The organism is Rhodococcus sp. MT28, assembly GCF_058792695.1.
This window is the reverse complement of the sequence record NZ_JBXAFD010000014.1, coordinates 30553-57501: the sequence shown is the minus strand read 5'-3', so window position 1 is coordinate 57501 and position 26949 is coordinate 30553. Positions and strand designations below refer to the sequence as shown.

Annotated in this window: 20 protein-coding genes and 1 tRNA gene; 8 read left to right on the top strand and 13 right to left on the bottom strand. The window is 63.3% G+C overall.

The genetic code is table 11. The annotated features are described in order from the left end of the window. Positions 1–55: 55 nt before the first annotated feature. The 6 genes from rho to argS form a co-directional block, all read right to left on the bottom strand. Complete coding sequence (rho, locus tag AC1Q6C_RS29680; protein ID WP_058227676.1) at positions 56–2185, bottom strand: transcription termination factor Rho; 2130 nt, start codon at positions 2183–2185, stop codon at positions 56–58. A 503-nt stretch (positions 2186–2688) separates the two neighbouring features. Next, positions 2689–3633: a homoserine kinase gene (thrB, locus tag AC1Q6C_RS29675; RefSeq protein ID WP_054827473.1), complete on the bottom strand. Its 945-nt coding sequence runs from the start codon at positions 3631–3633 to the stop codon at positions 2689–2691. Between the two features lie 44 nt (positions 3634–3677). Then, the gene (gene thrC / locus AC1Q6C_RS29670; RefSeq protein WP_003941280.1) at positions 3678–4760 is read right to left on the bottom strand and encodes a threonine synthase; all 1083 of its coding nucleotides are present in this window, start codon (positions 4758–4760) and stop codon (positions 3678–3680) included. Beyond that, complete coding sequence (locus AC1Q6C_RS29665) at positions 4757–6070, bottom strand: homoserine dehydrogenase (RefSeq protein ID WP_007726192.1); 1314 nt, start codon at positions 6068–6070, stop codon at positions 4757–4759. The genes thrC and AC1Q6C_RS29665 overlap by 4 nt, the downstream gene beginning before the upstream one ends. Continuing rightward, positions 6067–7488: a diaminopimelate decarboxylase gene (lysA, locus tag AC1Q6C_RS29660; protein ID WP_003941384.1), complete on the bottom strand. Its 1422-nt coding sequence runs from the start codon at positions 7486–7488 to the stop codon at positions 6067–6069. Before lysA ends, AC1Q6C_RS29665 begins: the two co-directional genes overlap by 4 nt. After that, on the bottom strand, positions 7485–9137 hold the full coding sequence (gene argS, locus AC1Q6C_RS29655; RefSeq protein ID WP_208690473.1) for an arginine--tRNA ligase: 1653 nt from the start codon (positions 9135–9137) through the stop codon (positions 7485–7487). Before argS ends, lysA begins: the two co-directional genes overlap by 4 nt. A gap of 216 nt (positions 9138–9353) precedes the next feature. Here argS and AC1Q6C_RS29650 point away from each other — a divergent pair, with 216 nt between their 5' ends. Beyond that, complete coding sequence (locus AC1Q6C_RS29650; protein WP_003941378.1) at positions 9354–10181, top strand: thioredoxin-like domain-containing protein; 828 nt, start codon at positions 9354–9356, stop codon at positions 10179–10181. After that, positions 10174–10893 carry a DUF305 domain-containing protein gene (locus tag AC1Q6C_RS29645; RefSeq protein WP_030537330.1) on the top strand — a complete coding sequence of 240 codons (720 nt, stop codon included), beginning with the start codon at positions 10174–10176 and terminating at the stop codon, positions 10891–10893. Before AC1Q6C_RS29650 ends, AC1Q6C_RS29645 begins: the two co-directional genes overlap by 8 nt. A 55-nt stretch (positions 10894–10948) precedes the next feature. Here AC1Q6C_RS29645 and AC1Q6C_RS29640 read toward each other — a convergent pair whose 3' ends face one another. Continuing rightward, positions 10949–13318 carry a phosphoketolase family protein gene (locus AC1Q6C_RS29640; protein WP_030537329.1) on the bottom strand — a complete coding sequence of 790 codons (2370 nt, stop codon included), beginning with the start codon at positions 13316–13318 and terminating at the stop codon, positions 10949–10951. A gap of 243 nt (positions 13319–13561) precedes the next feature. On the opposite strand from AC1Q6C_RS29640, the gene AC1Q6C_RS29635 reads away from it, so the two are divergent. The 4 genes from AC1Q6C_RS29635 (at position 13562) to AC1Q6C_RS29620 (ending at position 18005) form a co-directional block, all read left to right on the top strand. Continuing rightward, positions 13562–13637, top strand: a tRNA-Arg gene (locus AC1Q6C_RS29635). An 89-nt stretch (positions 13638–13726) separates the two neighbouring features. Further along, entirely contained in the window at positions 13727–14653 is a 927-nt protein-coding gene (locus AC1Q6C_RS29630) for a LysR substrate-binding domain-containing protein (RefSeq protein ID WP_230358834.1), read from the top strand. 128 nt (positions 14654–14781) lie between these two features. Then, on the top strand, positions 14782–16110 hold the full coding sequence (locus tag AC1Q6C_RS29625; RefSeq protein ID WP_075833726.1) for an MFS transporter: 1329 nt from the start codon (positions 14782–14784) through the stop codon (positions 16108–16110). Positions 16111–16112: 2 nt separating this feature from the next. After that, positions 16113–18005: an FAD-dependent monooxygenase gene (locus tag AC1Q6C_RS29620; RefSeq protein WP_492666952.1), complete on the top strand. Its 1893-nt coding sequence runs from the start codon at positions 16113–16115 to the stop codon at positions 18003–18005. 73 nt (positions 18006–18078) lie between these two features. Here AC1Q6C_RS29620 and AC1Q6C_RS29615 read toward each other — a convergent pair whose 3' ends face one another. Further along, entirely contained in the window at positions 18079–19608 is a 1530-nt protein-coding gene (locus AC1Q6C_RS29615; protein WP_042445539.1) for an MFS transporter, read from the bottom strand. Positions 19609–19693: 85 nt separating this feature from the next. On the opposite strand from AC1Q6C_RS29615, the gene AC1Q6C_RS29610 reads away from it, so the two are divergent. Then, positions 19694–20071, top strand: a complete 378-nt coding sequence (locus tag AC1Q6C_RS29610; protein WP_003941367.1) for a MarR family winged helix-turn-helix transcriptional regulator — start codon at positions 19694–19696, stop codon at positions 20069–20071. Between the two features lie 233 nt (positions 20072–20304). After that, positions 20305–21456 carry a N(5)-(carboxyethyl)ornithine synthase gene (locus tag AC1Q6C_RS29605; protein WP_007726175.1) on the top strand — a complete coding sequence of 384 codons (1152 nt, stop codon included), beginning with the start codon at positions 20305–20307 and terminating at the stop codon, positions 21454–21456. Between the two features lie 9 nt (positions 21457–21465). Here AC1Q6C_RS29605 and AC1Q6C_RS29600 read toward each other — a convergent pair whose 3' ends face one another. The 5 genes from AC1Q6C_RS29600 to AC1Q6C_RS29580 all read right to left on the bottom strand — a co-directional run bounded on the left by AC1Q6C_RS29600 (position 21466) and on the right by AC1Q6C_RS29580 (position 26834). Further along, the gene (locus tag AC1Q6C_RS29600) at positions 21466–21837 is read right to left on the bottom strand and encodes a nuclear transport factor 2 family protein (RefSeq protein ID WP_042952314.1); all 372 of its coding nucleotides are present in this window, start codon (positions 21835–21837) and stop codon (positions 21466–21468) included. Further along, entirely contained in the window at positions 21834–22988 is a 1155-nt protein-coding gene (locus AC1Q6C_RS29595) for a 3'(2'),5'-bisphosphate nucleotidase CysQ (protein ID WP_047270166.1), read from the bottom strand. The genes AC1Q6C_RS29600 and AC1Q6C_RS29595 overlap by 4 nt, the downstream gene beginning before the upstream one ends. Next, positions 22985–24829, bottom strand: coding sequence for an adenylyl-sulfate kinase (cysC, locus tag AC1Q6C_RS29590; RefSeq protein ID WP_230358835.1), 1845 nt, complete (start codon positions 24827–24829; stop codon positions 22985–22987). The genes AC1Q6C_RS29595 and cysC overlap by 4 nt, the downstream gene beginning before the upstream one ends. Then, the gene (gene cysD / locus AC1Q6C_RS29585; protein WP_492666950.1) at positions 24829–25755 is read right to left on the bottom strand and encodes a sulfate adenylyltransferase subunit CysD; all 927 of its coding nucleotides are present in this window, start codon (positions 25753–25755) and stop codon (positions 24829–24831) included. The genes cysC and cysD overlap by 1 nt, the downstream gene beginning before the upstream one ends. A 143-nt stretch (positions 25756–25898) precedes the next feature. Beyond that, positions 25899–26834, bottom strand: a complete 936-nt coding sequence (locus tag AC1Q6C_RS29580) for a helix-turn-helix domain-containing protein (RefSeq protein ID WP_047270168.1) — start codon at positions 26832–26834, stop codon at positions 25899–25901. Between the last annotated feature and the right edge of the window lie 115 nt (positions 26835–26949).

Genomic DNA, 26949 nt, shown 5'->3' with positions numbered 1-26949 from the left:
GCCCACGCAAAAGGCCCACAACCAGCTGGTTGTGGGCCTTTTGACGTCGAATCGATCAGTCGTCGATCGCACCCGGTGCGGTCTTGGAGACCTGCATCAGGAACTCGAGGTTGTTCTTGCTCTTCTTCAGTCGATCGATCAGCAGATCGATGGCCTGATGCGAGTCCAGACCGGACAGGACGCGACGGAGCTTGTGCAGCACCGCAGCTTCGTCCGGGCTCAGGAGCAACTCGTCCTTACGCGTGCTGGACGGGTTGACGTCCACGGCCGGGAACACGCGGCGTTCGGCGATCTTGCGATCGAGCTTGAGCTCGGCGTTGCCGGTGCCCTTGAACTCTTCGAAGATCACGGTGTCGCCGGTGGATCCGGTCTCGACCATTGCGGTAGCGATGATGGTGAGCGATCCACCGTTCTCGATGTTGCGGGCAGCACCGAGGAAACGCTTCGGCGGGTAGAGCGCCGTCGAGTCGACACCACCGGAGAGGATGCGTCCCGACGCCGGCGAGGAGTTGTTGTACGCACGACCCAGACGCGTGATGGAGTCGAGCAGTACGACGACGTCCTTACCCATCTCGACCAGGCGCTTCGCACGCTCGATTGCCAGCTCGGCAACTGCGGTGTGATCTCCCGGCGGGCGGTCGAAGGTGGAGGAAATGACCTCACCCTTCACGCTGCGCTGCATGTCGGTTACTTCCTCGGGACGCTCGTCCACGAGGATGACCATCAGGTAGCACTCAGGATTGTTGGTGGCGACGGCATTCGCGATCGCCTGCAACACGCTGGTCTTACCGGCCTTGGGCGGGCTCACGATGAGGGCGCGCTGGCCCTTACCGATGGGCATCACCAGGTCGATGACACGCGTGGTGAGAATGTGCTGCTCGGTCTCGAGGCGCAGACGCTGGTTCGGGTACAGCGGCGTGAGCTTGTTGAACTCGGGGCGCTTCTTCGCGGCCTCGACGTCGCCGCCGTTGACCGTGTCGATACGGACCAGCGGGTTGAACTTCTGACGCTGGCTACCCTGCTCACCGTCACGCGAGACGCGGACGGCACCGGTGATGGCGTCGCCACGGCGAAGGCCGTTCTTGCGGATCAGGTTCATGGAGACGTAGACGTCGTTGGGGCCGGCGAGGTACCCGGACGTACGCACGAAGGCGTAATTGTCGAGGACGTCGAGGATGCCGGCGACCGGCTGCAGGACGTCGTCCTCACGAATCTCGGTCTCGCGTGAATCGTTGGGTGCGCCACCCTCACCGCGATCGCGACCACGGCCACGGCGCTCGCGGAAACGGCGTCCGCGGCGTCCGCGTCCACCCTCTTCGTCGTCGTCCGGCCCGTTGTTGCGGTTGTCCGTGCGAGGACCGGCGTTGTTCTGGCCGGCGTTGTTCTGATTGCCGCGATCCTGACGGTCCTGGCGATCCTGGTTACCCCGGTTGCCCTGGTTCTCGCGCTGGCCCTGGTTGTCCCGCTGGCCCTGGTTGTCCCGGTTTCGCTCGCGGCGGGGACGCTCGTTGCCCTGCTCGGCAGGAGCCTGATCAGCGTCGGACTTGCCCTCGGTGCGCGCAGGACGCTCGGCCGGAGCCTCGGCCTTGGCGGTCTCGGCGACCTTCGAAGAATCGGCGGCCTTCGCGGTGTCCGCGTCGGACTTCGCCGAAGGAGCTTCCTGCTCGATGCTCAGTTCACCCTGGTCGGGTGAACCTGCACGACGAGCGGCGCCACGACGCTGACGTCCGCGACGGGGTGCGCTCTGATCGGAATCCTCGGCGGATTCCGTACGCGCAGGCGCGGCCTCGGCAGGAGCCGACTCGGCTGCCGGAGCTGTTTCGGCTGCGGGGGTTTCGGTGCGTGCGGCGCGAGTGCTCTTGGCACGAGTGCGCGCAACGGGTGCGTCGTCGAGAGTGAGTTCACTCTGTGCGGGTGCAGCCTTCGCGCTGCCGCCCTGGCGCTCCTTGATGGCTGCGATCAGGTCACCCTTGCGCATGCCGGAAGTGCCTTTGATGCCCAGTTCACCCGCAAGAGTGCGGAGTTCGGTGAGCACCATGCCGGAGAGTCCGGCACCACGGCGCGTTTCGGCACGCTTCGTGGAGGTCGCCACCGCACCGTTCGATGCTGAAGATGACGCCTGAGAATTGTCGCCTGATTCCGACCCGGCGGGTGCAGAAGTGGCGATGAGGTCCGTATCGGTCACGGAGGTCCTTTCCTTCCCTCACTCGCACTGCGCAAAGTCGAGGGTTCGTCCCGCAGTTCGACTGAATACCGAACTCGGTGGTGCCGTACGTGGTTGCTGTCCAGAACTGCCGGCTTGTCCGCCGTCACATGATTGTCGGAAACTCTCGCCTCAAACTTTTCATGCGCTCGCAAACCTGCCCAACGCGCCTTCGTCGACGATTCACTCCCCCGTGTGTTGAACCCCAGAGTGATGGAACCTCTGAGTGTTCGATCCGCGGAGGATTCAAACCTTCGGAGAAGGTACAAGCGTGAGGATCATGCCTGCGAGAATCATGCCAAGGACTGTGGACCCCGATTGGGAAGGAGTTTTGCCCCCTGGTGATGCACCGGCGACTGACGCGCACGATGTACGGACATAGCCCAGGATAGCGCCCAAACCTGAGTCCGGCAAGAATTTGGACGACTGGGTGTGTCAGTTCACTACCGATCGGTAGTGGGCGATCACCAGGACCAAGGCAGGGATCAGACCGTCGTCGTGGATACTTCGACGCCGTCGGCGATGTCCAATTCGAGGACACGTAGTCCGTCTGCCCGCGCCGCTTCCGCGAGTTCGGCGGGGAAAGGTTCTGTGCTGAGCGCCAACACGGTGGGGCCGGCTCCCGAAACGGTCGCAGCAATACCCGCCTCGCGCAGGATCCCGATCCATCGCGTCGTGAGCGGAAGCGCGGGTGCGCGCTGTGCCTGATGCAGGCGATCCTCGGTGGCCGCCATCAACAGATCGGGCCGAGCAGTGAGCGCAACGACGGCGAGCGCGCTGCGGCTCGCGTTGAACGAGGCATCCTGGTGCGGAACCAATTCGGGCAGGAGCCCGCGAGTGTGTGCGGTGGACGACCGCTCCTCGGGAACCAGTGCCACAGCACGGATGTCGGGATGGACGTCGAGTTTGGCCGCGGAGTAGATCGGCTCGTCACCTTCGACAGCCGGTGGGCAACTCCACGAGACGACTGCGCCACCGAGAACACTGGCAGACGCGTTGTCCGGGTGACCTTCGAACTCGGACGAGAGTTGAACCAACTGCTCTTCCGTCAAGCCGATCTCGGCATCGAGAGCGCGCGCCAGACCGTTGGCTGCTGCCAATCCACCGACAGCCGCGGAAGCCGAGGATCCCAACCCGCGCGAATGTGGAATCGCGTTGCGGCACAACACGTCCAGGCCACTGGCCCACACTCCGGCCGCCTCGAGACCACGCTCGATGGCGCGGACCACGAGATGCGAAGGACCCCAGGGCACGTCGGCAGCGCCTTCACCTTCGACGCGAATCTGAAGGCCTGAATCCGTTGTGGTGACCACGATTTCGTCGTACAACCCCAACGCCAGACCGAGGGTGTCGAACCCCGGCCCCAAGTTTGCACTCGAGGCCGGGACGCGAGCAGTCACCGAAAGGCCGATAGGCAGGGTTATAGTCATGTCAGACACCGGATTCCGCGGAGTGGTCGATGAATCCACGGACACTATGCAAGCTCGAGGGCAGCCGCGACGGCAACGGGATCGACACCGATCGGCTCGACGTTCGGCATACCCTTCAAAGCCGTGTCAGGATCCTTGAGACCGTTACCGGTCACCGTGCACACGACGGTCAGGCCCGGCTCGAGCCAGCCCTCTGCACGTGCGGCGAGCAGGCCGGCGACGCTGGCTGCCGACGCCGGTTCGACGAAGACGCCCTCGGTGGCGGCGATCAGACGGTAAGCCTCGAGGATCTTCTCGTCGGTGGCGGCACGGAATGCACCGTTCGACTCTTCCTTCGCGGCGACAGCGCCGTTCCAGGAAGCGGGAGAACCGATTCGGATTGCGGTGGCGATGGTTTCGGGATCCTTGACGGGAGCACCGTTGACCAGCGGAGCCGCTCCGGCTGCCTGGACGCCGAGCATGCGGGGCTTCACCGTGGTCAGACCGTCCGCGTAGTACTCGGAGTATCCGCGCCAGTACGCGGTGATGTTACCGGCGTTTCCGACCGGGAGTGCGTGCACGTCGGGAGCCTTGCCGAGGACGTCCATGATCTCGAATGCCGCGGTCTTCTGGCCTTCGATGCGCACCGGGTTGACCGAGTTGACGAGACCGATGGTGGGGAATTCGGCCGTGGTCTTGCGCGCCAGCTCGAGGCAGTCGTCGAAGTTGCCCTGGACCTGAATGATCTTGGCGCCGTGCATGACTGCCTGCGCAAGCTTGCCCATGGCGATCTTGCCCTGCGGGATGAGCACGGCGCAGGTCATGCCGGCCTTGGCTGCATACGCAGCGGCCGAGGCGGAGGTGTTGCCGGTGGACGCGCACAGAACTGCGCGCTGGCCACGGGCCAAGGCGTCGGTGACGGCCATCGTCATGCCGCGGTCCTTGAAGGAACCGGTGGGGTTGAGGCCCTCGACCTTGAGGTAGACGTCGCAGCCGGTGATCTCGGAGAGGTGGCCGGCCGGCAGGAGCGGGGTGCCGCCTTCGCGCAGGGTGACGGTCTTCCAGTTGTCACCGATCGCGAGACGGTCCCGGTATGCCTCGATGAGACCCGGCCATGCCTTGTGGACGGGGTTGACGATGCCGGTCATTGTTCAGTGCCTTCCAGTCGCAGCACGCTGGTCACAGCGGTGACGAATTCGAGTTCGTTGAGGGCCGCCACGGTCTCGGAGAGAGCCGCGTCGGTTGCTACATGAGTGACGACCACCAGACGCGCGCCGGCGCCGGCGCCCTCCTGGCGGACTACGGAGATGCTCACGCCGTGCTTGGCGAACTCGGCGGCGACTGCGGACAGCACACCTTCCTTGTCCGCGACCTCCATGTTCACGTAGTAGCGCGTGAGGATGTCGCCCATCGGGGCGACCTTGAGCTTGGCGTACTTGGACTCGCGGGGGCCGCGGCCGCCGTGAACCTTGTTGCGCGCAGCCATCACCAGGTCACCCATCACCGCGGAAGCGGTCGGGGCGCCGCCTGCGCCCTGGCCGTAGAACATGAGCCGGCCGGCGTTCTCTGCTTCCACGACAACGGCGTTGAACGCGCCGTTGACCGAGGCCAGCGGATGGCTGAGCGGAACCAGCGCCGGGTACACGCGAGCGGAAATCCGCTCCTTGCCCTTGGGCGTGACGATGCGCTCGCAGATCGAGAGCAACTTGATCGTGCAGTCGAGTGCCTTCGCCGACGCCAGGTCGGCGGAGGTGATCGTGGAGATTCCTTCGCGGTACACGTCCGCGGCAGTGACGCGGGTGTGGAACGCGATCGACGCGAGGATCGCTGCCTTCGCCGCGGCGTCGTAGCCTTCGACGTCCGCGGTCGGGTCGGCTTCCGCGTATCCGAGGCGTCCGGCTTCGGCGAGGGTCTCTTCGTAGTCGGCGCCGGTCTCGTCCATCGCGGAGAGGATGAAGTTGGTGGTGCCGTTCACGATTCCGGCGACCTTGTTGACACGGTCTCCGGCTAACGACTGTGTGAGCGGGCGGATCACGGGGATCGCGCCGGCAACAGCGGCCTCGAAGTACAGGTCGACAGAGTTGGCCTCTGCAGCCTCCGCCAATTCACCGGTGTGGTCCGCGAGCAGCGCCTTGTTGGCGGTCACGACCGACTTGCCGGAGTTGAGCGAAGAGAGAATCAGCTTGCGAGGGAGCTCGATTCCGCCGATCACCTCGACCACGATGTCGACGTCGTCACGACCGACCAGGGACTCGGCGTCCGTCGTCTGCAGTTCCTCGGGAATTCCGCGGTCCGAGCCGATACGGCGGACGGCAACCCCCCGCAGTTCCAACGGGGCGCCGACGCGAGCTTCGAGTTCCTCGGCCTGCTCACGAATGATCCGGACGACCTCGCTCCCGACGTTGCCGAGGCCGAGAACGGCCACACCGATAGCGCGATGCGCCGATTCGCTCGTCACTGCGATACCTCCAAGCTGAGCAGATCTTCCACTGTTTCCCTCCGCAGAATCACGCGTGAGACTCCGTCACGCACCGCCACCACGGCTGGGCGGGTGAGCAGGTTGTACCTGCTCGACATCGAATAGCAGTATGCACCGGTCGCTGCTACCGCTAGTAAATCACCGGGCCCGACGTCCTCGGGCATCCAGGTGTCCCGAATGACCACGTCACCGGACTCGCAGTGCTTACCGACGATACGTGCAACGACGGGATCAGCCTCGGAAGTTCGCGAAACCAACTTGGCTTCGTACTCCGCACCGTAGAGGGACGTGCGGATGTTGTCGCTCATCCCGCCGTCGACGCTGATGTAGCGGCGTGTCAGCGAGCTACCCACCGTGACGTCCTTGATGGTGCCGACCTCGTAGAGCGTCACCGTGCCAGGTCCGGCGATGGCGCGGCCGGGTTCGACGGCAAGCGTCGGCTCCGGCAATCCGGCCAGTGCGGACTCGTTGCGCACGATGTGGCCGAGCTTTGCTGCCAGTTCGTCGACGGGCGGCGGGTCGTCGGAGGGGATGTACGAGATCCCCATTCCGCCGCCGAGGTCGATGATCGAAATCTGCTTGGTCTTCTCGACGCCGAACTCGGTGACGACGTCGCGGAGCAAACCGATCACGCGGTGCGCTGCCACCTCGAAACCGTCGACGTCGAAGATCTGCGAACCGATGTGGCTGTGCAGGCCGACCAGGCGCAAGTTGTCGGCAGCGAAGACGCGACGGACTGCGTCGATCGCCGCTCCCCCGGCCAGCGAGAAACCGAACTTCTGGTCCTCGTGTGCGGTGGAGATGAATTCGTGGGTATGCGCTTCGACGCCGACGGTCAGTCGGATCAACACGTCCTGAACGACACCGGCCTCACCGGCGACACGATCGAGTCGGTCGATCTCGATCGACGAGTCGAGCACGACGTGTCCGACGCCCGCGGCGACACCAGCGGCCAGTTCGGCGACTGACTTGTTGTTGCCGTGCATGGCAATTCGCTCGGCCGGGAAGTCCGCGTGCAACGCGATCGCCAGTTCGCCGCCGGAGCAGACGTCGAGCGAGAGGCCTTCGTCGGCGACCCAGCGTGCGATCTCGCCACAGAGAAATGCCTTGGATGCGTAGTGCACCTTGGCATCCGGGCCGAAGGCGCGGGCCATGTCACGGCAGCGCGAGCGGAAGTCGTCCTCGTCGATGACGAACAGCGGGGTGCCGTACTTCTCGGCAAGTTCACCGACCTTGACACCCGCGAGGGTCACTTCACCGTCGTCGCCACGAGAAGCGTTGCGCGGCCACACCTGCGGTGAGAGTTCGCCGAAGGCTTCGGGGCTGGTCGGACGGTCGGGCAAGCCGGGGGCCTGCAACTGCTCGGCGTGCTTGGGGCCGGCGGGGTGCGCGTTCACATTTGCTCCGGTGCGGTGACGCCGAGCAGTTCGAGACCGTTGGCCAGGACCTGTCGGGTGGCGGCGCAGAGAGCCAGACGCGCGCGGTGCACGTCGGTGGCGTCTTCGTCGCCTTGCGGAAGGATGCGGCACGCGCCGTAGAAGCGGTGGTACGCACCCGCGAGTTCTTCGAGGTAGCGGGCAATACGGTGCGGCTCACGCAGATTCGCAGCGCTCGACACGACGCGTGGATACTCGCCGATCGTGCGGATGAGGTCACCCTCCTGCTCGACGGTGAGCAGGGCGAGGTTGCTCGCGTCGGCGGACAGACCGAGGTCTGCGGCGTTGCGAGCGATCGCCGAGAGGCGTGCGTGCGCGTACTGCACGTAGTAGACGGGGTTCTCGCTGCTGGTCTTGGTCCACAGGTCGAGGTCGATGTCGATGCTCGAGTCGACCGACGAGCGGATCATGACGTAACGCGAGGCGTCGACGCCGATTGCCTCGACCAGGTCGTCGAGGGTGATGACGGTGCCTGCACGCTTGCTCATCTTGACGGCAGTGCCGTCCTTGACGAGGTTGACCATCTGGCCGATCAGCACCTCGACGGTGTCCGGATCGTCGCCGAATGCGGCAGCGGCAGCCTTGAGACGGCCGATGTAACCGTGATGGTCGGCGCCGAGCATGTAGATACAGAGGTCGAACCCACGGGCGCGCTTGTTCTGGAAGTAGGCGATGTCACCGGCGATGTAGGCGGCGTTGCCATCGCTCTTGATGACGACGCGGTCCTTGTCGTCGCCGTAGTCGGTGCTCTTGAGCCACCACGCACCGTCTTCGTGGAAGAGGTTGCCCGAATCCTTGAGGGATTCGACGGCCTTCTCGACCGCACCGGATTCGAAGAGCGAGTTCTCGTGGAAGTAGACGTCGAAGTCGACGCCGAAGTCGTGCAGGGTCTGCTTGATGTGCGTGAACATCAATTCGACGCCGATGGCGCGGAAGGTTTCCTGCTGCTCGTCGGCAGGCAGATCCATGACGTCGGGACGCTGCTTCAGAACCGAGGCGGCGATGTCGGCGATGTATGCACCGGCGTAACCGTCTTCGGGAGCAGGTTCACCCTTCGCTGCAGCGATCAGCGAACGCGAGAAGCGGTCGATCTGGGCACCGTGATCGTTGAAGTAGTACTCACGTGTTACCAAACCACCCTGCGCGGACAGAATGCGTCCGAGCGCGTCTCCGACTGCGGCCCAACGGGTTCCACCGAGGTGAATCGGTCCGGTGGGGTTGGCGGAGACGAATTCGAGGTTGATCTTCTTGCCGGCGAGGGAGTCACCCGAGCCGTACGACGCACCGGCTTCGAGAACCGACACGACGATCGCGCCCTGGGCGTCCTTGTCCAACCGAATGTTGAGGAAGCCGGGCCCGGCGATCTCGGCGGATTCGATTCCGTCGGCAGCGGTGAGGGCTTCGGCGATCCAGCCCGCCAGCTCGCGGGGATTCGTGCCGACCTTCTTGGCTACCTGCATGGCAATGTTGGTGGCGTAATCGCCGTGCTCGGGGTTGCGTGGTCGCTCGACGGTGAGGGTTTCGGGTAGCACGGATACGTCGAGGCCACGATCGGCAAGGACGCTCGCTGCGGTTCCGCGGAGCAGTTCGGCAAGGTCAGCTGGAGTCACAGGTATTCATCCTATTGCCTGCACACCGGAAGTGGAGACTCGCCTCACGCCTCGCTCTCCGTGAACGTGCGCGGGGCCGCTGTGGCGTGTCGCACGCCACTCTCAAAGTTTGCCCTCAGACTCGGAAAGTACAGTGGTAATGCCCGAGCTACCACCGCGTACCTTCATGCGCGGGCGCGCCACACCTCAAGCCCACACACCGAAAGAGCCCAATCGATGCCAAGCGGTTCCGATAGTCGCGGTCCCAACAAGAACTCCGGGGCCAAATCAGCCAAGGCCATCAAGGCCGCCAACAAGAACAGTCGGCCGGCCAAGAAGGGCAAGGGCGGCGTCCCCGCTCCCCGCCAGATCCCCTGGCTGTCGATCGGCGCCGGTGTGGCTGTGCTCGCACTCATCGCCGTGCTCGGTATCAATCTGTGGCCCAAGGTCGAGGAGCGGCAGGCCCTCGAGCCGTACAAGTACAGCTCGGAGAACAAGGATCCGTCGGACAAGATCGACGGCGTCCTCAAGATCGAGTACCCGGCCGGCCAGCACGTCGATTCCACTCAGCGCGTGGCGTACGACCAGACCCCGCCGTTCGGTGGCCCGCACGACGCCACCTGGGCTAACTGCACCGGAACCGTGTACGCCGACCCGATTCGCACCGAGAACGCCGTCCACTCGCTCGAGCACGGCGCCATCTGGATCACGTACAACCCCGATCTCGTCGACCAGGACCAGATCGACAGTCTCGCCGGACGCGTGAACGGCAAGTCCTACATGCTGATGTCGCCGTACCCCGGTCAGAGCAGCCCCATTTCTCTGCAGTCGTGGGGCCATCGCCTCGAGATCGACAAGGCCGACGACGATCGCATCGATCAGTTCATCACTGCGCTGAACCAGAACCCGAACGTCTACCCCGAGGTCGGCGCGAGCTGCACCAACCCGCTGTTCACTCCGTCGACGTCGCCGTTCGATCCGACACCTCCGGGCGCCGACGCCATCCAGATGGACGGCACGGGCGCTACCCCGGCCACCGACGAACAGATTCCCGCCGGTGGATAGTTCGACGAACACCGATCAGTCTTCGAAGCCGAGTCAGCGCACCGCACTGCTGATCATCGGTCTGATCGGCGCGATCGCCGTCGGTTTTGCGCTCGGCGCACTGACCAACCTCCTCGGACCCGATGCGAAGTCGTCACTGACCGTTCCGGCTTCGGATTCGGTGGACGTGGGCTTCGCGCAGGACATGAGCGTGCATCACAGCCAGGCCGTCGACATGGCGTCCATCGCCCTGACGAAGTCCACCGACAACGACGTACGCACGCTGGCGTTCGACATCTTGACCACGCAGCAGAACCAGCTCGGTCAGATGCAGGCGTGGCTGACTATGTGGGATCAGCCGCTGTCCAAGGTGGGCCCGTACATGGAGTGGATGTCGTCCGATTCGGGCTCCGGCCATGGATCGCACGGGACTTCGGCCACGATGGACATGAGTCATTCCGGGCCGGTCGACACGATGCCCGGCATGGCGTCCCCCGAGGACCTTGCGGCTCTCCGCGCAGCGGAAGGTCTGCAACTCGACACTTTGTTCCTGCAGCTGATGCTTCGTCACCACGAAGGTGGGCTTCCGATGATGGAGTACGCAGCAGCCGACGCCACCGAGGGGCCGGTGCGCAGCCTGGCGCAGACGATGGTCAACACGCAGCAGAGCGAGTCCAAGCTGATGACCGATATGTTGGCAGCTCGCGGCGCAGTGCCACTGCCCATGAACTGAGCTGCACTGCACTGAGCCGAAATTGTTCAGACCCAACTGGGCCTGGTCCTGAATTTCAGGACCAGGTCCAGTTTTCTACTTCCGGCATGTCTTCGAGGTGCTCGACGATGTAACGCGAGTGCTTTTCGAGCTGTGTGCGGCAGAACTCCGCCAACTCGGACGCCCCGGCCGGCCGACGCTTGGAGCGTCGTAGCGCCTCGATCACCAGGTGGTAGCGGCTCATCTTGTTGAGGACAACCATGTCGAACGGAGTTGTGGTTGTTCCCTGTTCACTGAATCCGCGAACGTGGAAGCGCTCGGGACTCGGACGCCCGTGAATCAGTTCGTGCACGGCACGCGAGTATCCGTGGAATGCGAACACGACGTCGGTCTGCGCGGTGAACAGATCGAGGAAAACCCGCTCCCCGAATCCGTGGGGATGCTCGGTGGGGGTCAGCAACGCCATCAGATCGACGACGTTGACGACGCGGGTGATCAGTTCGGGTGTGTGATCGCGCAGCAACTGTGCAGCAGCCAGGATCTCCTGCGTCGGCACATCTCCCGCGGCGGCCAGGACCACGTCCGGTTCCTGTCCGCGAGCCTCAGTTCCGGCCCATTCCCAGACCGAAGCGCCCGCCGCGCAGTGCTCGTGCGCTTGCTCGAGCGTGAGGTACTGCAGGTGCGGTTGCTTGTCCACGACTATCAGGTTGACGTGGTCGGTACTACGCAGGCAGTGGTCCGAGATCGAGAGCAAGGTGTTGGAATCCGGTGGCAGCCACACGCGGATCACACTGGGTGCCAAGGGAATAACGGCGTCGATCATGCCGGGGCCCTGATGACTGAATCCGTTGTGATCGTTGCGCCAGCACGTACTGGTCAACAGCACGTTGAGCGAAGCGACGGACGCCCGCCACGGCAGGTCGACGGCATGTTGGAGCCACTTGGCGTGCTGGATGAGCATCGACACGCTCACCATCGCAAATGCTTCGTAGCTCGCGAACATCCCGTGTCGGCCCGACAGCAGATAGCCCTCGAGCCATCCCTCGCAGAGGTGCTCGCTGAGGACCTCCATGACACGACCGTCCGCGGACAGCCCGTCGTCGTAGTCGGTGATCGGCAGTTGCCAGCAGCGATCGGTTGTCTCGAATACGGCGCCGAGGCGATTGCTCGACGTCTCGTCCGGACAGAAGAGTCGGAAGATCCCGCCGCTGTCCTCGGTTTCCGTGGCGGCGTAGATGTCGCGCAGAAGCTCGCCGAGCACTCGCGTCGTCTCGTGGAAGGTCGAACCCGGGGATTGGATGGGAAGCGCGTACTTTTCGAGCGGCGGCATCGGGAGATCGACGCGAAGTCGTCCACCGTTCGCGTAGGGAGTGCTCCCCATGCGCTTGTCCCCCGTCGGCGACAGCGCCGCCAGTTCCGCGACGAGTGATCCGTTGGCGTCGAACAACTCGTCCGGACGGTACGACCGCATCCACTCTTCGAGTTGCCGCAGATGTGATTCGTTGCTTCGCACGCCGGACAACGGCACCTGGTGCGCACGATGTGTGCCCTCGACCAAGATTCCGTCGACGGTGTGTGGACCGGTCCATCCTTTCGGCGTCCGCAACACGATTGCCGGCCACGAACCCGTCCACTCCTCTCCGCGGCGTGCGGCACCCTGCATCTCGCGGATCTTCTCGTGCGCCTGCGAGATCGCTTGATACAGCTGAGGAAACACCGCGTCGGGGTCGTCACCGGAGACGACGATCGGCGCCCACCCCTGTCCACCAAGATAGGCCTGGATGTCTTCGTCGCTGCTGCGTCCGTAGACCGTCGGCCCGGCGATCTTGGCACCGTTCACGTGCAGGATCGGCAGCACCGCGCCGTCGCGTCGTGGATTCAGGAACGCCGGGAGCTTCCACGAACCGGACAACGGCCCGGTCTCCGCTTCGCCGTCGCCGATCACACAGGCCACCACGAGGTTCGGATGATCGAAGGCAGCGCCGGCCGCATGGGCAAGGGCGTAGCCGAGCTCGCCGCCTTCGTGGATGCTTCCGGGTGTCTGCACACTCACATGGCTGGGCACTCCGCCGGGAGCGGAGAATCGCCGACACATCCGGTGGATGCCCTCGGCGTCGTCCGAGACTTCCGGATAGATCTCCGAGTACGTTCCCTCGAGATACGTCGACGCGACCAGCGCCGGACCGCCGTGCCCGGGACCGGTCACGTAAAGCCAGTCTGCGCCGGTGGCGACGATGTGCCGATTGAGGAGCGTGTAGATCATCGACAAGCCGGGGCTGGTCCCCCAGTGCCCGAGCAGTCGGGGCTTGATGTGCTCGGCACGCAACGGTTCCCGCAGAAGCGTGTTGTCCTTCAGATAGATCTGCGCGACGGTCAGGTAGTTGGCCGCTGCCCACCACTTCAGGTCGAGCGCGAGCTGGTCTTCGGAATAGTGGTGATCGGTCATCAACGACTCCCGTACCTCACGAGGGTGCCCGAGCAGTCCGCCCGAGCCTGTGCTCAGAGCCGAGCCTAGGCGTAAAAAGCATCCGAGTCAGTCGGTACAGATGATTCGACGACCATGGTCCCCGGCCGCATCCTCGACTACCTCCCGCGACGACGCCATGCCGAGACGGGTGCCGGTTTGGTCTTGTCCCCCCGTGATGCGCTACGCTAACGCAGCCCAATCGGCACACCGAGTATTCGGTGCGCCCCCGTAGCTCAGGGGATAGAGCGTTCGCCTCCGGAGCGAAAGGTCGCAGGTTCGAATCCTGCCGGGGGCACCACGAAGACGCAGGTCAGCGATTGATCGTCGACCTCTTCACGGTGCCACACCAAAATATTCAGGGCAATCTACCCGACTACTGTCGATCTCATGCCTCGCATCGATCCTGCTCCCACGTACACGATGCGTCAGCTTGCTGCGTTTGTCGCGGTAGCCGAGACCGGAACGATCAGTGCCGCGGCCGAGCGCCTGCACCTCTCTCCTTCCGCCCTGTCCGCGGCGCTCACCGAACTCGAACGCGCGCTCAAAGTTCAACTGTGCGTTCGCCGTCGCTCATTCGGCATTCAACTGACCCGCACCGGCGAATCCGTTCTGGTGCGCGCCCGTGCGCTACTTCAGCAAGCCGGGGAACTCGAATCCGATGCGCTCGGAACCGGCGGAAGCGTGTCGGGGCCCATCGCGATCGGCTGTTATCCCGCTCTGGGGCCGACGGTATTGCCGTCGATGATCGCCGGGTTCACCCGTGAGAATCCTGACGCGCAGGTGGAGTTCCGCGAGGACACTCAGAATCGGCTCCAGACACATCTCGAGAACGGCGAGTTGGACCTCGCAATCGCTTACGACCTGGACCTGTCTCCACAATTGCGCACAGTTCCGTTGGCCATCCGCGAACCCTTGATCGTCCTGGGTGCAGAACACCCACTCGCGCGGTCCGAGCGACCGATCCATCTTCCGGACCTCGCGGAACACCCGATGGTTCTCCTCGACGCGCCGCCGAGCACCAAACACGCGCTCGACGTCTGTCGCGCAGGCGGATTCGCCCCGAAGGTTGCCTACAGAACTGCGAACTTCGAGACGGCGAGGGCATTTGTCGGCCGTGGCCTCGGCTGGACGCTGCTACTCCAGCGGCCCAAGATCGACGTCACGTACGAGGGGCTCGAGGTGGTCGTCAAGACCATCGCTTCCCCCGCCGTGCCGTCGGTGCACGTAGTTCTCGCTTGGCACCAGAACACTCGCCTCAGCCGCGTCGCACGCGCTTTCATAGAATTCGTTTCACCCTCAAAACCTGCCCAATAGTCCCGCTACCAGGCAGCGGAGCTGGTTCCACGCATTTTCCGTGCAAGAACCTCCAATTCTTTCGCTTTTCAATTGTTGTGGCGCACGTCATTGTTTCTTCAAGCCACATTCATCTCGAAAGGCACTTCATGACCTCCATCGCCTCACCGACCGCAACGCGCGCCGCCGCGACGGTCAAGGCGCGTAAGGCCGCCCTCGGCAGCTTTGTCGGCACCGCCATCGAGTGGTACGACTTCTTCATCTACGGCACCGCCGCCGCGCTCGTACTCGGCAAGCAGTTCTTCCCCGGCACGTCCGATCTGGCCGGCACCCTCGCCGCCTTCGCCACCCTCGCCGTCGGATTCGTCGCGCGTCCCATCGGCGGAATCGTGATGGGCCACTTCGGCGACCGCATCGGACGCAAATCCATGTTGGTCACCTCGTTGATGCTGATGGGCTGCGCCACCGTTGCCATCGGGCTGCTACCCAACTACGCCGCTATCGGCGTCTTTGCCCCCATACTCCTGGTGACCTTGCGATTCGTTCAGGGACTCGGTGTCGGCGGCGAGTGGGGCGGCGCAGTTCTGGTCGCCACCGAAAACGCACCGGAGGGCAGGAAGGGGCTGTACGGCAGCGCACCACAAATCGGTGTTCCCGCAGGCGTACTGGTGGCCAATCTCGTCTATCTCCCCCTCGCCGCCTTCATGGACGACGATGCATTCAACTCCTGGGGATGGCGAATCCCGTTCCTGCTCAGCGCAGTTCTGGTGGGCGTCGCGATGTGGATCCGACTCGGCCTCGAGGAAAGTGACGAGTTCACCGCGTCGAAGTCCGAAGCACCGGCGGAGTCCATGCCGATTCTCGAGGTTCTCACCAGACACTGGAAGACAGTGCTCCTCGCCGGTGGAACCTTCATCGCCACCAACGGAATCGCGTACGCGTACATGGTCTACGTCCTCAAGTACGGCGAGACCGAACTCGGCTTCAGCAAGACCACGATGCTCTTCCTTCTCATCGCATCCTGCCCGTTCTGGATGGCGGGAATGGCTTTCAGCGCTCACAAGTCGGACACTCTCGGACGCCGGACCGTCTACATCCGCAGTTCGATCACCCTGGTAGTGGCGGCAGCGGTGTTCTTTCCGCTGATCGACACAGCGATCGTTCCGGTGATGCTCGTATCGATGATCGCCCTCGGCTTCACGCTCGGCTGCTGCGCCGGCCCACAAGCGGCACTGTTCGCCGAATTGTTTCCCGCACACATCCGCTACAGCGGAGCGTCACTCGGCTACCAGATCGGCGCAATCCTCGGCGGCGGTCTGGCCCCGATGATCGCCACCGCGCTCTACGCCGCCTTCGACACCTCGTTCGCCATCACCGTGTACTTCGTGATCATTGCCGTGATCAGCCTGGTTTCCATCCTGCTGCTCCCGGAACCTCAATTGATCCCGAAAAACACTGCCGCACAGAAAGCCTCGTGACCATGTCGACCTACTTTCATCCGAAGAAGTACGCACCCGAGGACTTCGCTTCCCTGGCGCCTTCGGCCGACGCACTTCCCGTCGTGATCGTCGGAGCCGGCCCCGTCGGCATGGGCGTAGCCATGGGCTTGGCGCAGCGCGGCATTGCCGTCACGATTCTCGAAGCAGCCGATCAGGTCTCGTTCGGCAGTCGCGCGATCTGCGTGTCACGCCACAGCCTCGAAGTTGCCGAACGCCTCGGCTTCGGTGCCGAGCTCGAAGACATCGTTCTGCCGTGGGTGGGTGGTCGGAGTTACTACCGCGATCAGGAAGTACTGCAGTTCCGCATGGCATCCGCCGAGCACGACGCGCGTGGACCCATGGTCAACGTCTCGCAATCCGAGTTCGAGCAGATCATGACCGACAAGCTGCTCGCTCACCCACTGGTGAACTTCCACTGGTCGTCGTCGATCGCCGGCATCTCCGTCGGTGACGACGAGGTGACTCTGACCGTCGACACCGCGTTCGGAACCCGCGAACTGCGCGCGGCGTGGGTCGTTGCCGCCGATGGTGGACGCAGCAAGATGCGCGAACTCAGCGGAATCCGCTTGCAGGGCAACAGCTACGAGGGCAACTACGTCATTGCCGACATTCATTGGGAATCGGAACTCCCGGCCGAGCGTCTGGTGTGGTTCGACGCACCCAGCAACCCGGGGTCCACGATCATCATGCATCGCCAACCACGGGACATCTGGCGCATCGACTACCAGCTCGACGCCTCGGACGATCCGGAAGCGGAGACGCAAGAAGATCGCATCCGTGACCGCATCACGCGTCACCTCGAATGGCTCCAGAGCGACATCCCCTGGACCCTGGAATGGTTCGGCTTCTACCGCGCCCACGCACTCGCTCTGGAAGATTTCACTCACGGCCGTGTGCTTTTTGCCGGCGACGCCGCGCATCTCGTTCCGATCTTCGGTGTGCGCGGCCTGAACTCGGGCATGGAAGACGCCGAGACCCTGGTGTGGCAACTAGCCGCCGTCATCAACGGAGCTGCCGATTCCACCATCCTCGACGCGTATTCGAAGGAACGTCGCAGCGCGTGGCAGCAGAACGTCGACAACGCAGGCAAGTCGACGCTCATCATGTCGCCGGGAAGTCACGGCTACCGGACCACCCGCGATGCCGTACTCGAACTCGCCACCAAGCGAAGCGAATTCGCGCACCTCATCAACCCGCGCCAGTCGAGTGCGACGCACGCCCGGCTCTCGCCGCTGACGTGGCCCACAGCTGCGGGCGCCGAGGGCGTACTACCCGGCGATCCGTTGGAAGACAGAGTCGTCCAGGTCTCGGCGGACGGTTCATCTACCTCCTTGAACAGTCTGCGCGGTACTGGATTCGGCCTACTGGCTTTCGGACTGTCAGCTGAGCTGGTATCCGAACTCAACACGCAAGCCGAAATCCTTGCTCAGGCCCTTGCACCGGAAACCGTGCGCGTGATCACCGTGGGAACTACCGACTCCACGGTTCCCGATGCCGAAGGCAATCTCGCATCTGCCCTCGGCGCACGTGTCGGCGAGATCTTCGTGATTCGGCCCGACGGACTGGCGCTGTGCCGCATCAGCGATCCCACACAATTGAACGACGTGGCCAAGCACCTCACCGCCGGCACTGCGCCGACGCACTTCGATACGGCACAGTCGGCGACAACTGCGGTGGTCGACGACGAGGGCCATCGCGAGCACGTCTGGTTGGCACTGTCGAACGCACTCGATCAGGCTGATCCGTCCGACCGCGAAGCCATGTTGGTGCGCCTTGCCTTGATTCTCGGTTCGCAAGCTACGTCGACGAGCTTCGACGTAGCACTGAAAGACGCTGCTCTGAAAGACGCAGCCCTGAAATCTGCCACCCGATAGTTCAGACACAGCAACTCGGCCGCGCAGGATTGTCTCCTACGCGGCCGAGCGCATTCGCGGATGAAGCGAGTATTCAGTTGACCTCGGCCAATTCCTTTTCTTCCTCAGCGCGCCCTTCACGTGCGGAGCTTCCCCGCAGCGACCTTCCACGTACCAGCGGCGAGACGGTGATCGCCAAGCCCACCAGCGCGACCCCGGTGACCAGGATCAGTCCGGGATGGAACTGCTCGAATCCGGCGGTACCGGCGCCGGACGCGGTGTGCGATCCAGCGGTTACGAGGGCAGTGGTCAGAGCGAGCACGAGCGCCGCACCGACCTGAGCGGAGGTGTTCACCAGCCCGGACGCCAAACCCTGCTCCGAGTCGTCGACACCCGAGGTGGCCTGGGCCATGATCGAGGTGTACCCCAGCGCGAATCCGAGTCCGAGCAGGATGACGCTCGGCAGAATCGCCACGACGTACGACGGTGAATCGCTGCCCGCGAAGAGGAACCAGAGGTACCCGACGCTGAGCGAGGTCAGTGCCGCGATGATGAGCTTGGCACTGCCGTACAGGTCGACCAGCCGTCCGACGAACGGCGATCCGAATGCGACGATGATGCCCGCGGGCAGCAGTGCCATCGCCATCTTCAGGGGCGACCAGCCGAGGGCCGATTGCAGGAAGATCGTCATCATGAACTGGAAGCTCAGGTAGGAACCGAAGAGCGCGATGATGGCCAGATTCGCACGAACGATAGTGCCGACGCGCAGAAGCCCAAGTCGCACAAGCGGATGCGCCACCTTCTTCTCCACGAAGAAGAACGTCGCCAGAAGCACGGCTGCGACGGCGAACGAACCCAGCGTCATCGGGTGTGCCCATCCACGGGTCGGAGCCGAAACCATCGTGTACACCGTGAGAAGCATTCCCGTCACCAGGGTGACGGCGCCGACGAGATCGTGTCCCCCGGTATCTGCGGGACGGTCCCGCGGAATGAGGAAGTACCCACCGATCAGCGCGATGACGGCAAACGGAACCGGCATCAGGAACGTGAATCGCCAACCGGCACTGGTCAACAGCCCACCGAGGATCAGACCGGACGAGTAACCACTGGCGCCGAACACGGAGAACACCGACAGGGCACGGTTACGGGCCGGACCTTCCTTGAACGTCGTGGTGAGAATGGACATTGCGGTCGGAGCGGTGAAGGCCGCAGCCAATCCCTTCACGAATCGTGATGCGATCAGCAGTGTTCCGTTGTCGACAAGGCCACCGACCAGCGAGGCGATTGCGAACACGGTCAGTGCGATCAGGAAGACCTTCCTGCGCCCGAGAAGATCGGCGGTACGTCCACCGAGTAGCAACAGGCCGCCGAATCCGAGGACGTAGCCGTTGATGATCCACTGCAGCGAGGTAGTGGACAGGCCCAGTTCATTGCCGATGGACGGAAGCGCGACGCCCACCATCGACACATCGAGACCGTCGAGGAACAACACGAGGCAGAGCACCGCGAGGATGCCCCACAGCTTGAGGGACCAGCCCTCCCCTGTGGCCGGATCCGAGGATTCCGTAGAAACCGGGGCTTCCGGCGAATCGAATGGTTTGAGTGTCGAGTCTGTGCAAGTCACGTCAGCGAGAATAGATGCACATGCACATAATGCACAAGCATTTAATGCAATTGCACGTAATCGAGTCTTCAACTAGAATGCGGTCGTGACGTCGGAATCCGAATTGCGCAACACCTGGCGCTCGCTGTCGACCAGCTACAACGACATCGCGTGCGAACTCGATCGCCAGATGCAGTCGGCGCATGGGCTGAGCATGAGCGACTTCGAGGCTCTCGACCGACTCATGGACGCCACGTGCGAACGTCCACGCATGCAGGAGCTTGCCTCGGAGATGTACCTGAGTCCCAGCGCGCTCTCCCGTAGCGTGGCCCGTCTCGAGAAGGCCGGACTGGTTCAGCGAGCACTGTGCGAGGCCGACCGGCGCGGAGTCTTCGTCGACGTCACCGACAAAGGACGTCAGGTGCACGCGGACGCCAGCAAAATCCAACTGGCCGTACTGGATTCACGCCTGCGCGAGCAGTAGCCACACGTCAGCGGAGCACGACACAGCGCCCGGCCACCGGGCGAGGGCCGTTCCGGACTAGACTGAGCACATACCGACGCGCCTTTCTGTTGCCGTCGGCGATCGACAGCAGCGCAGCCAGCACGCTTTCACGCGGTCCTGGCCGAGGCAATCTGCCAGCGTTCCTGCGGCTTCTGCTAGTCCCTCAGGCTCCTGCCTGACATCTCTACCTGCTCCTATCGAGAGATACACAATTGAACAACGCACGCACCCTTGGAGTCATCGGACAGTCGAGCAAACCGGCAGAACGCCGGTTGCCGATCCATCCTGCGCATTTCGATCGCATCGATGCCGAACTACGTTCTCGGATCTACCTCGAAGAAGGCTACGGCCACCCCTTCGGCTACTCCGACGACTACCTCTCGCGCCTCGTTGCCGGAATCCGCACGCGCAAGCAGATTTTGGCGGAAACCGATGTGGTTCTGCTACCGAAGCCGTTGGTGCGTGACCTCGCCGAACTACGGTCAGGTCAGGTTCTCTGGGGCTGGCCGCACTGTGTCCAGGACACCGAACTGACACAGATCGCGATCGACAAGAAACTGACTCTCATCGCCTTCGAGGCCATGAACTTCTGGCACAGCGACGGATCGTTCAATCTGCATGTGTTCCACAAGAACAACGAGCTCGCCGGTTATTGCTCGGTACTGCACGCCCTGCAGTTGATCGGTTCCACCGGTGATTACGGCCGGCGTCTCACCGCTGCCGTGATCGGTTTCGGAGCCACTGCACGCGGCGCGGTCACAGCACTCAAGGCGCACGGTATCCACGAAGTGGACGTCCTCACCCAGCGTGGAGTCACCGCGGTCAGCTCCCCCATCCACTCGGCGCGCATGGTCTCGTTCGACAACAACAACGGTGACGTCCGTGGCAGCCACGTCATGCTCGACAACCACAGCGTGCCGGTGCCCGGCTTCTTGGCCGAGCACGACATCGTCGTCAACTGCGTACTGCAGAACACGGACGCCCCACTGACGTTCCTGACCGAGGAAGATCTCATGGACTTCCAACCGGGAAGCCTCATCGTCGACGTCTCGTGCGACGAAGGCATGGGGTTCAGCTGGGCTCGTCCCACCTCGTTCGCGGATCCGACCTTCATCGTCGGCGACAACATCACTTACTACGGCGTCGATCACAGCCCGTCGTACCTGTGGAACTCCGCGTCGTGGGAGATCAGCGAATCACTTCTTCCCTACCTGCCCACTGTGATGGCAGGAGAGACGGCCTGGAAGGCAGACGAGACCGTCGATCGGGCCATCGAAATCCGGGACGGCGTCATCGTGAATCCCGCCATCACACGTTTCCAGCACCGCTCGTCGGACTACCCGCACGCTGTCATCGCGGAGTAGGCGCCCCGATCAGGCCTGGCCGGCTGCCGCATTGATCGGCGCCATGTCGAAATAGTCGCGCCAGGCTTTGATCTTTCCGTCCTCGACTTCGAACACCCCCATGACCGGGAGCGCTACCTCGGCGCCGTTGATGGTGAAAACGTCGACGCGCTCGTTCATGACGGTGTTGCCGTCCGCGACCTGACGCTTGATCTGAAAGTCGATGTTGCCGAAGGCACCGACAAACTGCTCGATGAACGCCCGGACGGCCTCGCGACCGACCACGGGCTCCATCGGGATGTTGTGATAAACGACGTCATCGGTGAAGTAGTCGACGATCTTTGCAACATCGGCGGCTGCCCACAGCGCACAGAAATCGGTGATCAGTTTGTCCGATGTCATTGTGTTCCAGCCTCTTTCGAATCGTCTTCGTGGGGTTCGATGATTGCCAGGATGCTTTCGATCTCGCCTGCCGGTATCCCGAAGTACTCGGTGACGAAAACTGTGACGGCCGGTGCCTGGCCAGGTGTTCCGAGGTCGAGCAGATACCGGGCTACGACGCTCTCGCCCCACTCACGCAGCGCGAGTTCACGTATCGCCACGATTCCGCGATATTGCTGGCCTTGTTCGAGCTCGTTGCTGATGAAGGCTCCGCTGTCACCGGTTCGCTGACCGTTCTCGACCCGCCAGGCGTCGGCGGCGAAGCGGACCTTCGTTGCGTCATGAGTGAGCAATGCGTTCACGTATTCACGCGCCATGGCGACGCGTCCGCTTACCGCAGACTCCGTGGAGTGCTTGGCAATTGCGCCCAGGATCGACTCCGACAACTCCGGTCGGCAGATCACGAGATCCGGCAGGTACGGATGCGATTCGTTGTAGAGCAGCGGCGAACCGTCGATGCGGCTGCAATGCAGTCCCGCCGCCTGTGCGACGCCGACGGGTGCAGCCGAATCCCATTCCCACTGCCCACCGGCGTGCAGGTACGCGTCGACCTCGCCGCGCACCACCGCCATCGCCTTGGCGCCGGCCGATCCCATGTGCACCACGTCGGCGCCGAGTTCGGCTGCCACCGCTTCGGTGAATGCGGGTGGTCGCGATCCGCTGACTACTACGCGGAGCGGCGAGTTGGCGGCAACCGAAGCTGCCTCGTCGCCACTGGAGTACACCGCTCCGAGCGCCGGCTGAGCAACCGCGGCTGCGGTAATTCCGCTACCGCGCTCCCAAAGCGCCACGTGCACTGCCCAATCCGCATGATTCGGCAAGCCGTATTCCTTGGAGCCGTCCAGCGGATCGATGATCCAGACCCGAGCTGCATCCAGACGACTGCGATCGTCGGCAGATTCCTCAGAGAGCACGGCATCGCCCGGCCGCTCGGCAGCCAACCGGTCGAGGATGTAGGAATCGGCGGCCTTGTCGCCCCGGCGGCCCAGTTCACGACCGTCGTCGACACCCAGACCCTCGGCTCGGATCCCCAGGAGGATCGCACCGGCTGCCTGCGCCAATTCCGCCGCGAGTGCCTCGTCGGCGATTCTGCTGTGTGTGGATTCGCTCACCGGTCCAACACTTCCATAATTCGCAGCGCAAGTTCGGTAGGCGTTCCGTCTTCGGGTCTGATCACCAGCTCGGGACTTGTCGGAGCTTCGTAGGGATCGTCGACTCCGGTGAATCCCGTGATTTCCCCGGCCCTGGCCTTGGCGTACATGCCCTTGGGGTCTCGGGCTTCACATTGCTCGATCGGGGTGTCGACGTAGACCTCGACGAACTTCAGCCCGGCGGCCTCGTGCGCCGCCCGCACTCGATCACGATCTTCGCGGTACGGGCTGATCAGGCAGGCCACTGCCACTGCACCTGAATCAGCGAACAACTGCGCCACCGAGCCGACTCGGCGGACGTTCTCGGCGCGGTCATCGGCACTGAATCCCAGATCCGCGTTCAATCCGTGCCGGAGGTTGTCGCCGTCGAGGCGGTACGCCGGGATACCCGCGGCCACCAACCGCCGCTCGAGTTCCACCGCGATCGTCGACTTACCCGAGGCCGAGAGACCGGTGAGCCAGACGGTGGCGCCGGCAGTCGCACGTTCCTCGCGAGAAACCTCCGAACTGTGCCAGACGACGCGCGATTCCTTGAGTGTCGGACCATTGATCATTCCGGCGGCGACGGTATTGCCCGTGGTCTCGTCCACGAGAATGAAGCTGCCCGTCACGCGGTTGCGGCGGTAGGGATCGAACATCAACGGCTGCTGCGTCTTGATCGAGATGCGGCCGATCTCGTTGAGGGACAGAGATTCTGCCTTCTCGTCGCGGTGCAGAGAATTGACGTCCAGCCGGTAGTCGAGCTTGACGATCTGCGCTTTCGTGGAGCGCGTGGTGTGCAGCAACGAGTAGCGATTGTTCTCCGACAGAGTTGTCTGTTCGGTCAACCAACAGACCATCGCATCGATTTCCTGCCCGACCTGCGGCCGGTTGTTGAGCCGACACATTTGGTCCCCGCGGCTGACGTCGAGGTCGTCGGTCAGCTCGATGCATACGGCCGAGGGCGCAAACGCTTCGTCGATCACGTCACCGCCCGGCCCGTGGACTGCCTTCACCGTCGAGGTGAATCCTGAAGGCAAAGCCACGATTTCGTCGCCGGGCTTGAAGACGCCACTGGCCACCGTTCCGGCGTATCCACGGAAATCGTGGAGGTCGGCGTCGGTCTGCTTCTGCGGACGGATCACGTACTGCACCGGGAAACGCGCGTCGATCAAATTGCGATCCGACGCGATGTGCACCTGCTCGAGATGGTGCAGCAGAGAAGGCCCGTCGTACCAGGACATGTTCTCGGTCCGGGCAACGATGTTGTCCCCCAACAGCGCCGAGACCGGAATGAACGTCAGGTCGTGGACGTCCAGTTTGATCGCGAACTGTCGGAATTCTTCCTTGATCTCCTCGAACCGTTCCTGAGACCAGCCCACGAGGTCCATTTTGTTCACACACAGCACGAGGTGCGGTATCCCCAGGAGAGTGGACAAGAAGGCGTGCCGCCGCGTCTGTTCGAGCACCCCTTTGCGAGCATCCACCAGGATCAGGGCAAGATCGGCCGTCGACGCGCCGGTCACCATGTTGCGGGTGTACTGCTCGTGCCCGGGAGTGTCCGCAATGATGAACTTCCGATGAGGGGTCGCGAAATACCGGTGGGCCACGTCGATCGTGATGCCCTGTTCACGCTCGGCGCGCAATCCGTCGGTCAGTAGCGCGAGGTTGGCGTACTCGTCGCCGCGTTCTCGACTGCTCCGTTCCACGGCCTCGAGTTGGTCCTCGAAGATCGACTTGGAGTCGTAGAGCAACCGGCCGATGAGTGTCGATTTTCCGTCGTCGACACTGCCCGCTGTAGCGACTCTCAGCAGTTGCGGCATCAGAAGTACCCCTCTTTCTTACGATCTTCCATGCCAGCTTCGGAAATCCGGTCATCAGCCCTGGTTGCGCCACGCTCCGTGATACGGCTCGCCGCAACTTCTTCCACGACAGCGCCCGGTGTTTCGGCCGACGATTCGACACATCCGGTACACGTTGCGTCGCCGACCGTACGGAAGCGCACCAACGCCTCGCAGGACTCTTCGCCGGCGCGAAGCTCGAGGAAACGGGTGCGTGCCAACAACATTCCGTCGCGTGGAACCACCTCGCGACGATGGGCGTAGTAGATGCCGGGGAGGTCGATCTGCTCGCTCTCGATGTACTGCCAGATGTCGAGCTCTGTCCAGTTCGAGAGCGGGAAGATCCGAATATGTTCGCCCTTACGGTGTTTGCCGTTGTACAGGTTCCACAGTTCAGGTCGCTGCACCTTGGGATCCCATTGCCCGAACTCGTCCCGGAAGCTGAACACCCTCTCTTTGGCGCGCGCCTTCTCCTCGTCTCGGCGAGCACCACCGAACACGGCGTCGAACTTGTTGTCGCGAATTCCGCGCAGCAACGCGTGCGTCTGCAGGCGATTGCGACTGGAACCGACTCCGGTGTCCTCGATGACGCGACCGGCGTCGATGTCGTCCTGCACGCTGGAGACGACAAGACGCAGGTTGAAGCGATCGACCGTCTGGTCGCGGAATTCGATCACCTCGTCGAAATTGTGACCGGTGTCGACGTGCATCACAGCGAACGGCAGTGGGGCAGGCCAGAATGCCTTGGCCGCTACGTGCAGCATCACGACGGAATCCTTACCTCCGGAGAACAGGAGGACCGGCTTTTCGAAAGTCGCTGCGACTTCGCGGAAAATATGGACCGCCTCCGCTTCGAGTGCTCGCAGATGCGACAACTCGTAGGCGGGCGGGGTCTGGAGTGTTGCCATGTCTTTCGCTCCTGAGCATCACGTACTCCGTGCGGAACACCATTTCCGCATCGGTACATTTATGTACCGGACTGGTTCTAAATTGAACGCAATCACAGAATAGAACTCGTTCTACCCAAAGGTCAATGACCGGCAATAAGACGTCACAGACCGCGAACCGGACTCCTGCCACCAACTTCCGCCGTCACCGCATCCGCCGCCGCAACCAGCACCGCGGCGCGGCGCTCGATCTCGGCGCCCGTGATCGCCCCACCCACATAAAGTGTCAGCACAAGGGCCTGATGCCCCTCGGCGTCGTAGGTCGGGGCCGCGATGAGACTGACGGGATGCTCGTCGTCAGAGCTGATGTCGCGTCCGAGATACACCCTCTCGCCCAGGCTCGAGACCATCTCACCGAGCAGTTCACGCACCTCCGGCGGAAGATCGTGCGTCGCAACGCCCGCCATCAGCGTGTGCAGTCGCTGCCCGACGGGATCCAGACTCTCGACCAGATACCCCGCAGCCCGACACTCGCGGACCACGTTCCACAGACGCTCGCGATCCAAGCGCACCGGCAGGCTCGGCTCTTTGCTCAGCCAACTGTCCATGTCGTGATCCGAACCCCAGAGGACGTACATCAGCCCGACCGGCGGAGCGAACGGGTACACCTGACCGACCTTGGCAGCGCGACGCGCGCCGATCGGTCCGGTCACTTCGAGAACGCTGATCTGATCACCGATCACACCGGACGCCGTGCACGTCGTCCCGAACTCCGTGCTCACTTTCTCCAGATGGGTGCGGGCAATGGGTCCGACGGCAAATCCTCGCTGAGCTGCACGTCCGGCCGCGATCAAGGCCGGACCGAGCCCATAGGTCTTCGACACCTCGTCCCGAGTCAGGTATCCACGATCAGCCAGCGCCGTGAGGATTCCCAAGCAGGTGGGTTTGCTGATCTCGAGCGCGCGGGCCAGTTCCGACAGCCCGAACCGCTGATCAGGGCGGCCGACGAGGTAGTCGAGCACCTGAACCACCCGTTCGGTGGGAGGCGATTGTCTCCCCCTCGGGCGTCCCTCTTCAGGCGTCTTCTCCGGTCCACCCATTGACCACTCCCTAGAACGCGTTCTATTGTCGAAATACCCAACATCTACCAAATAGGTACATATTTGTACCACGACGCTCTGGACCGGCGACATAGTCGGAACTGTGAGGAGCCAG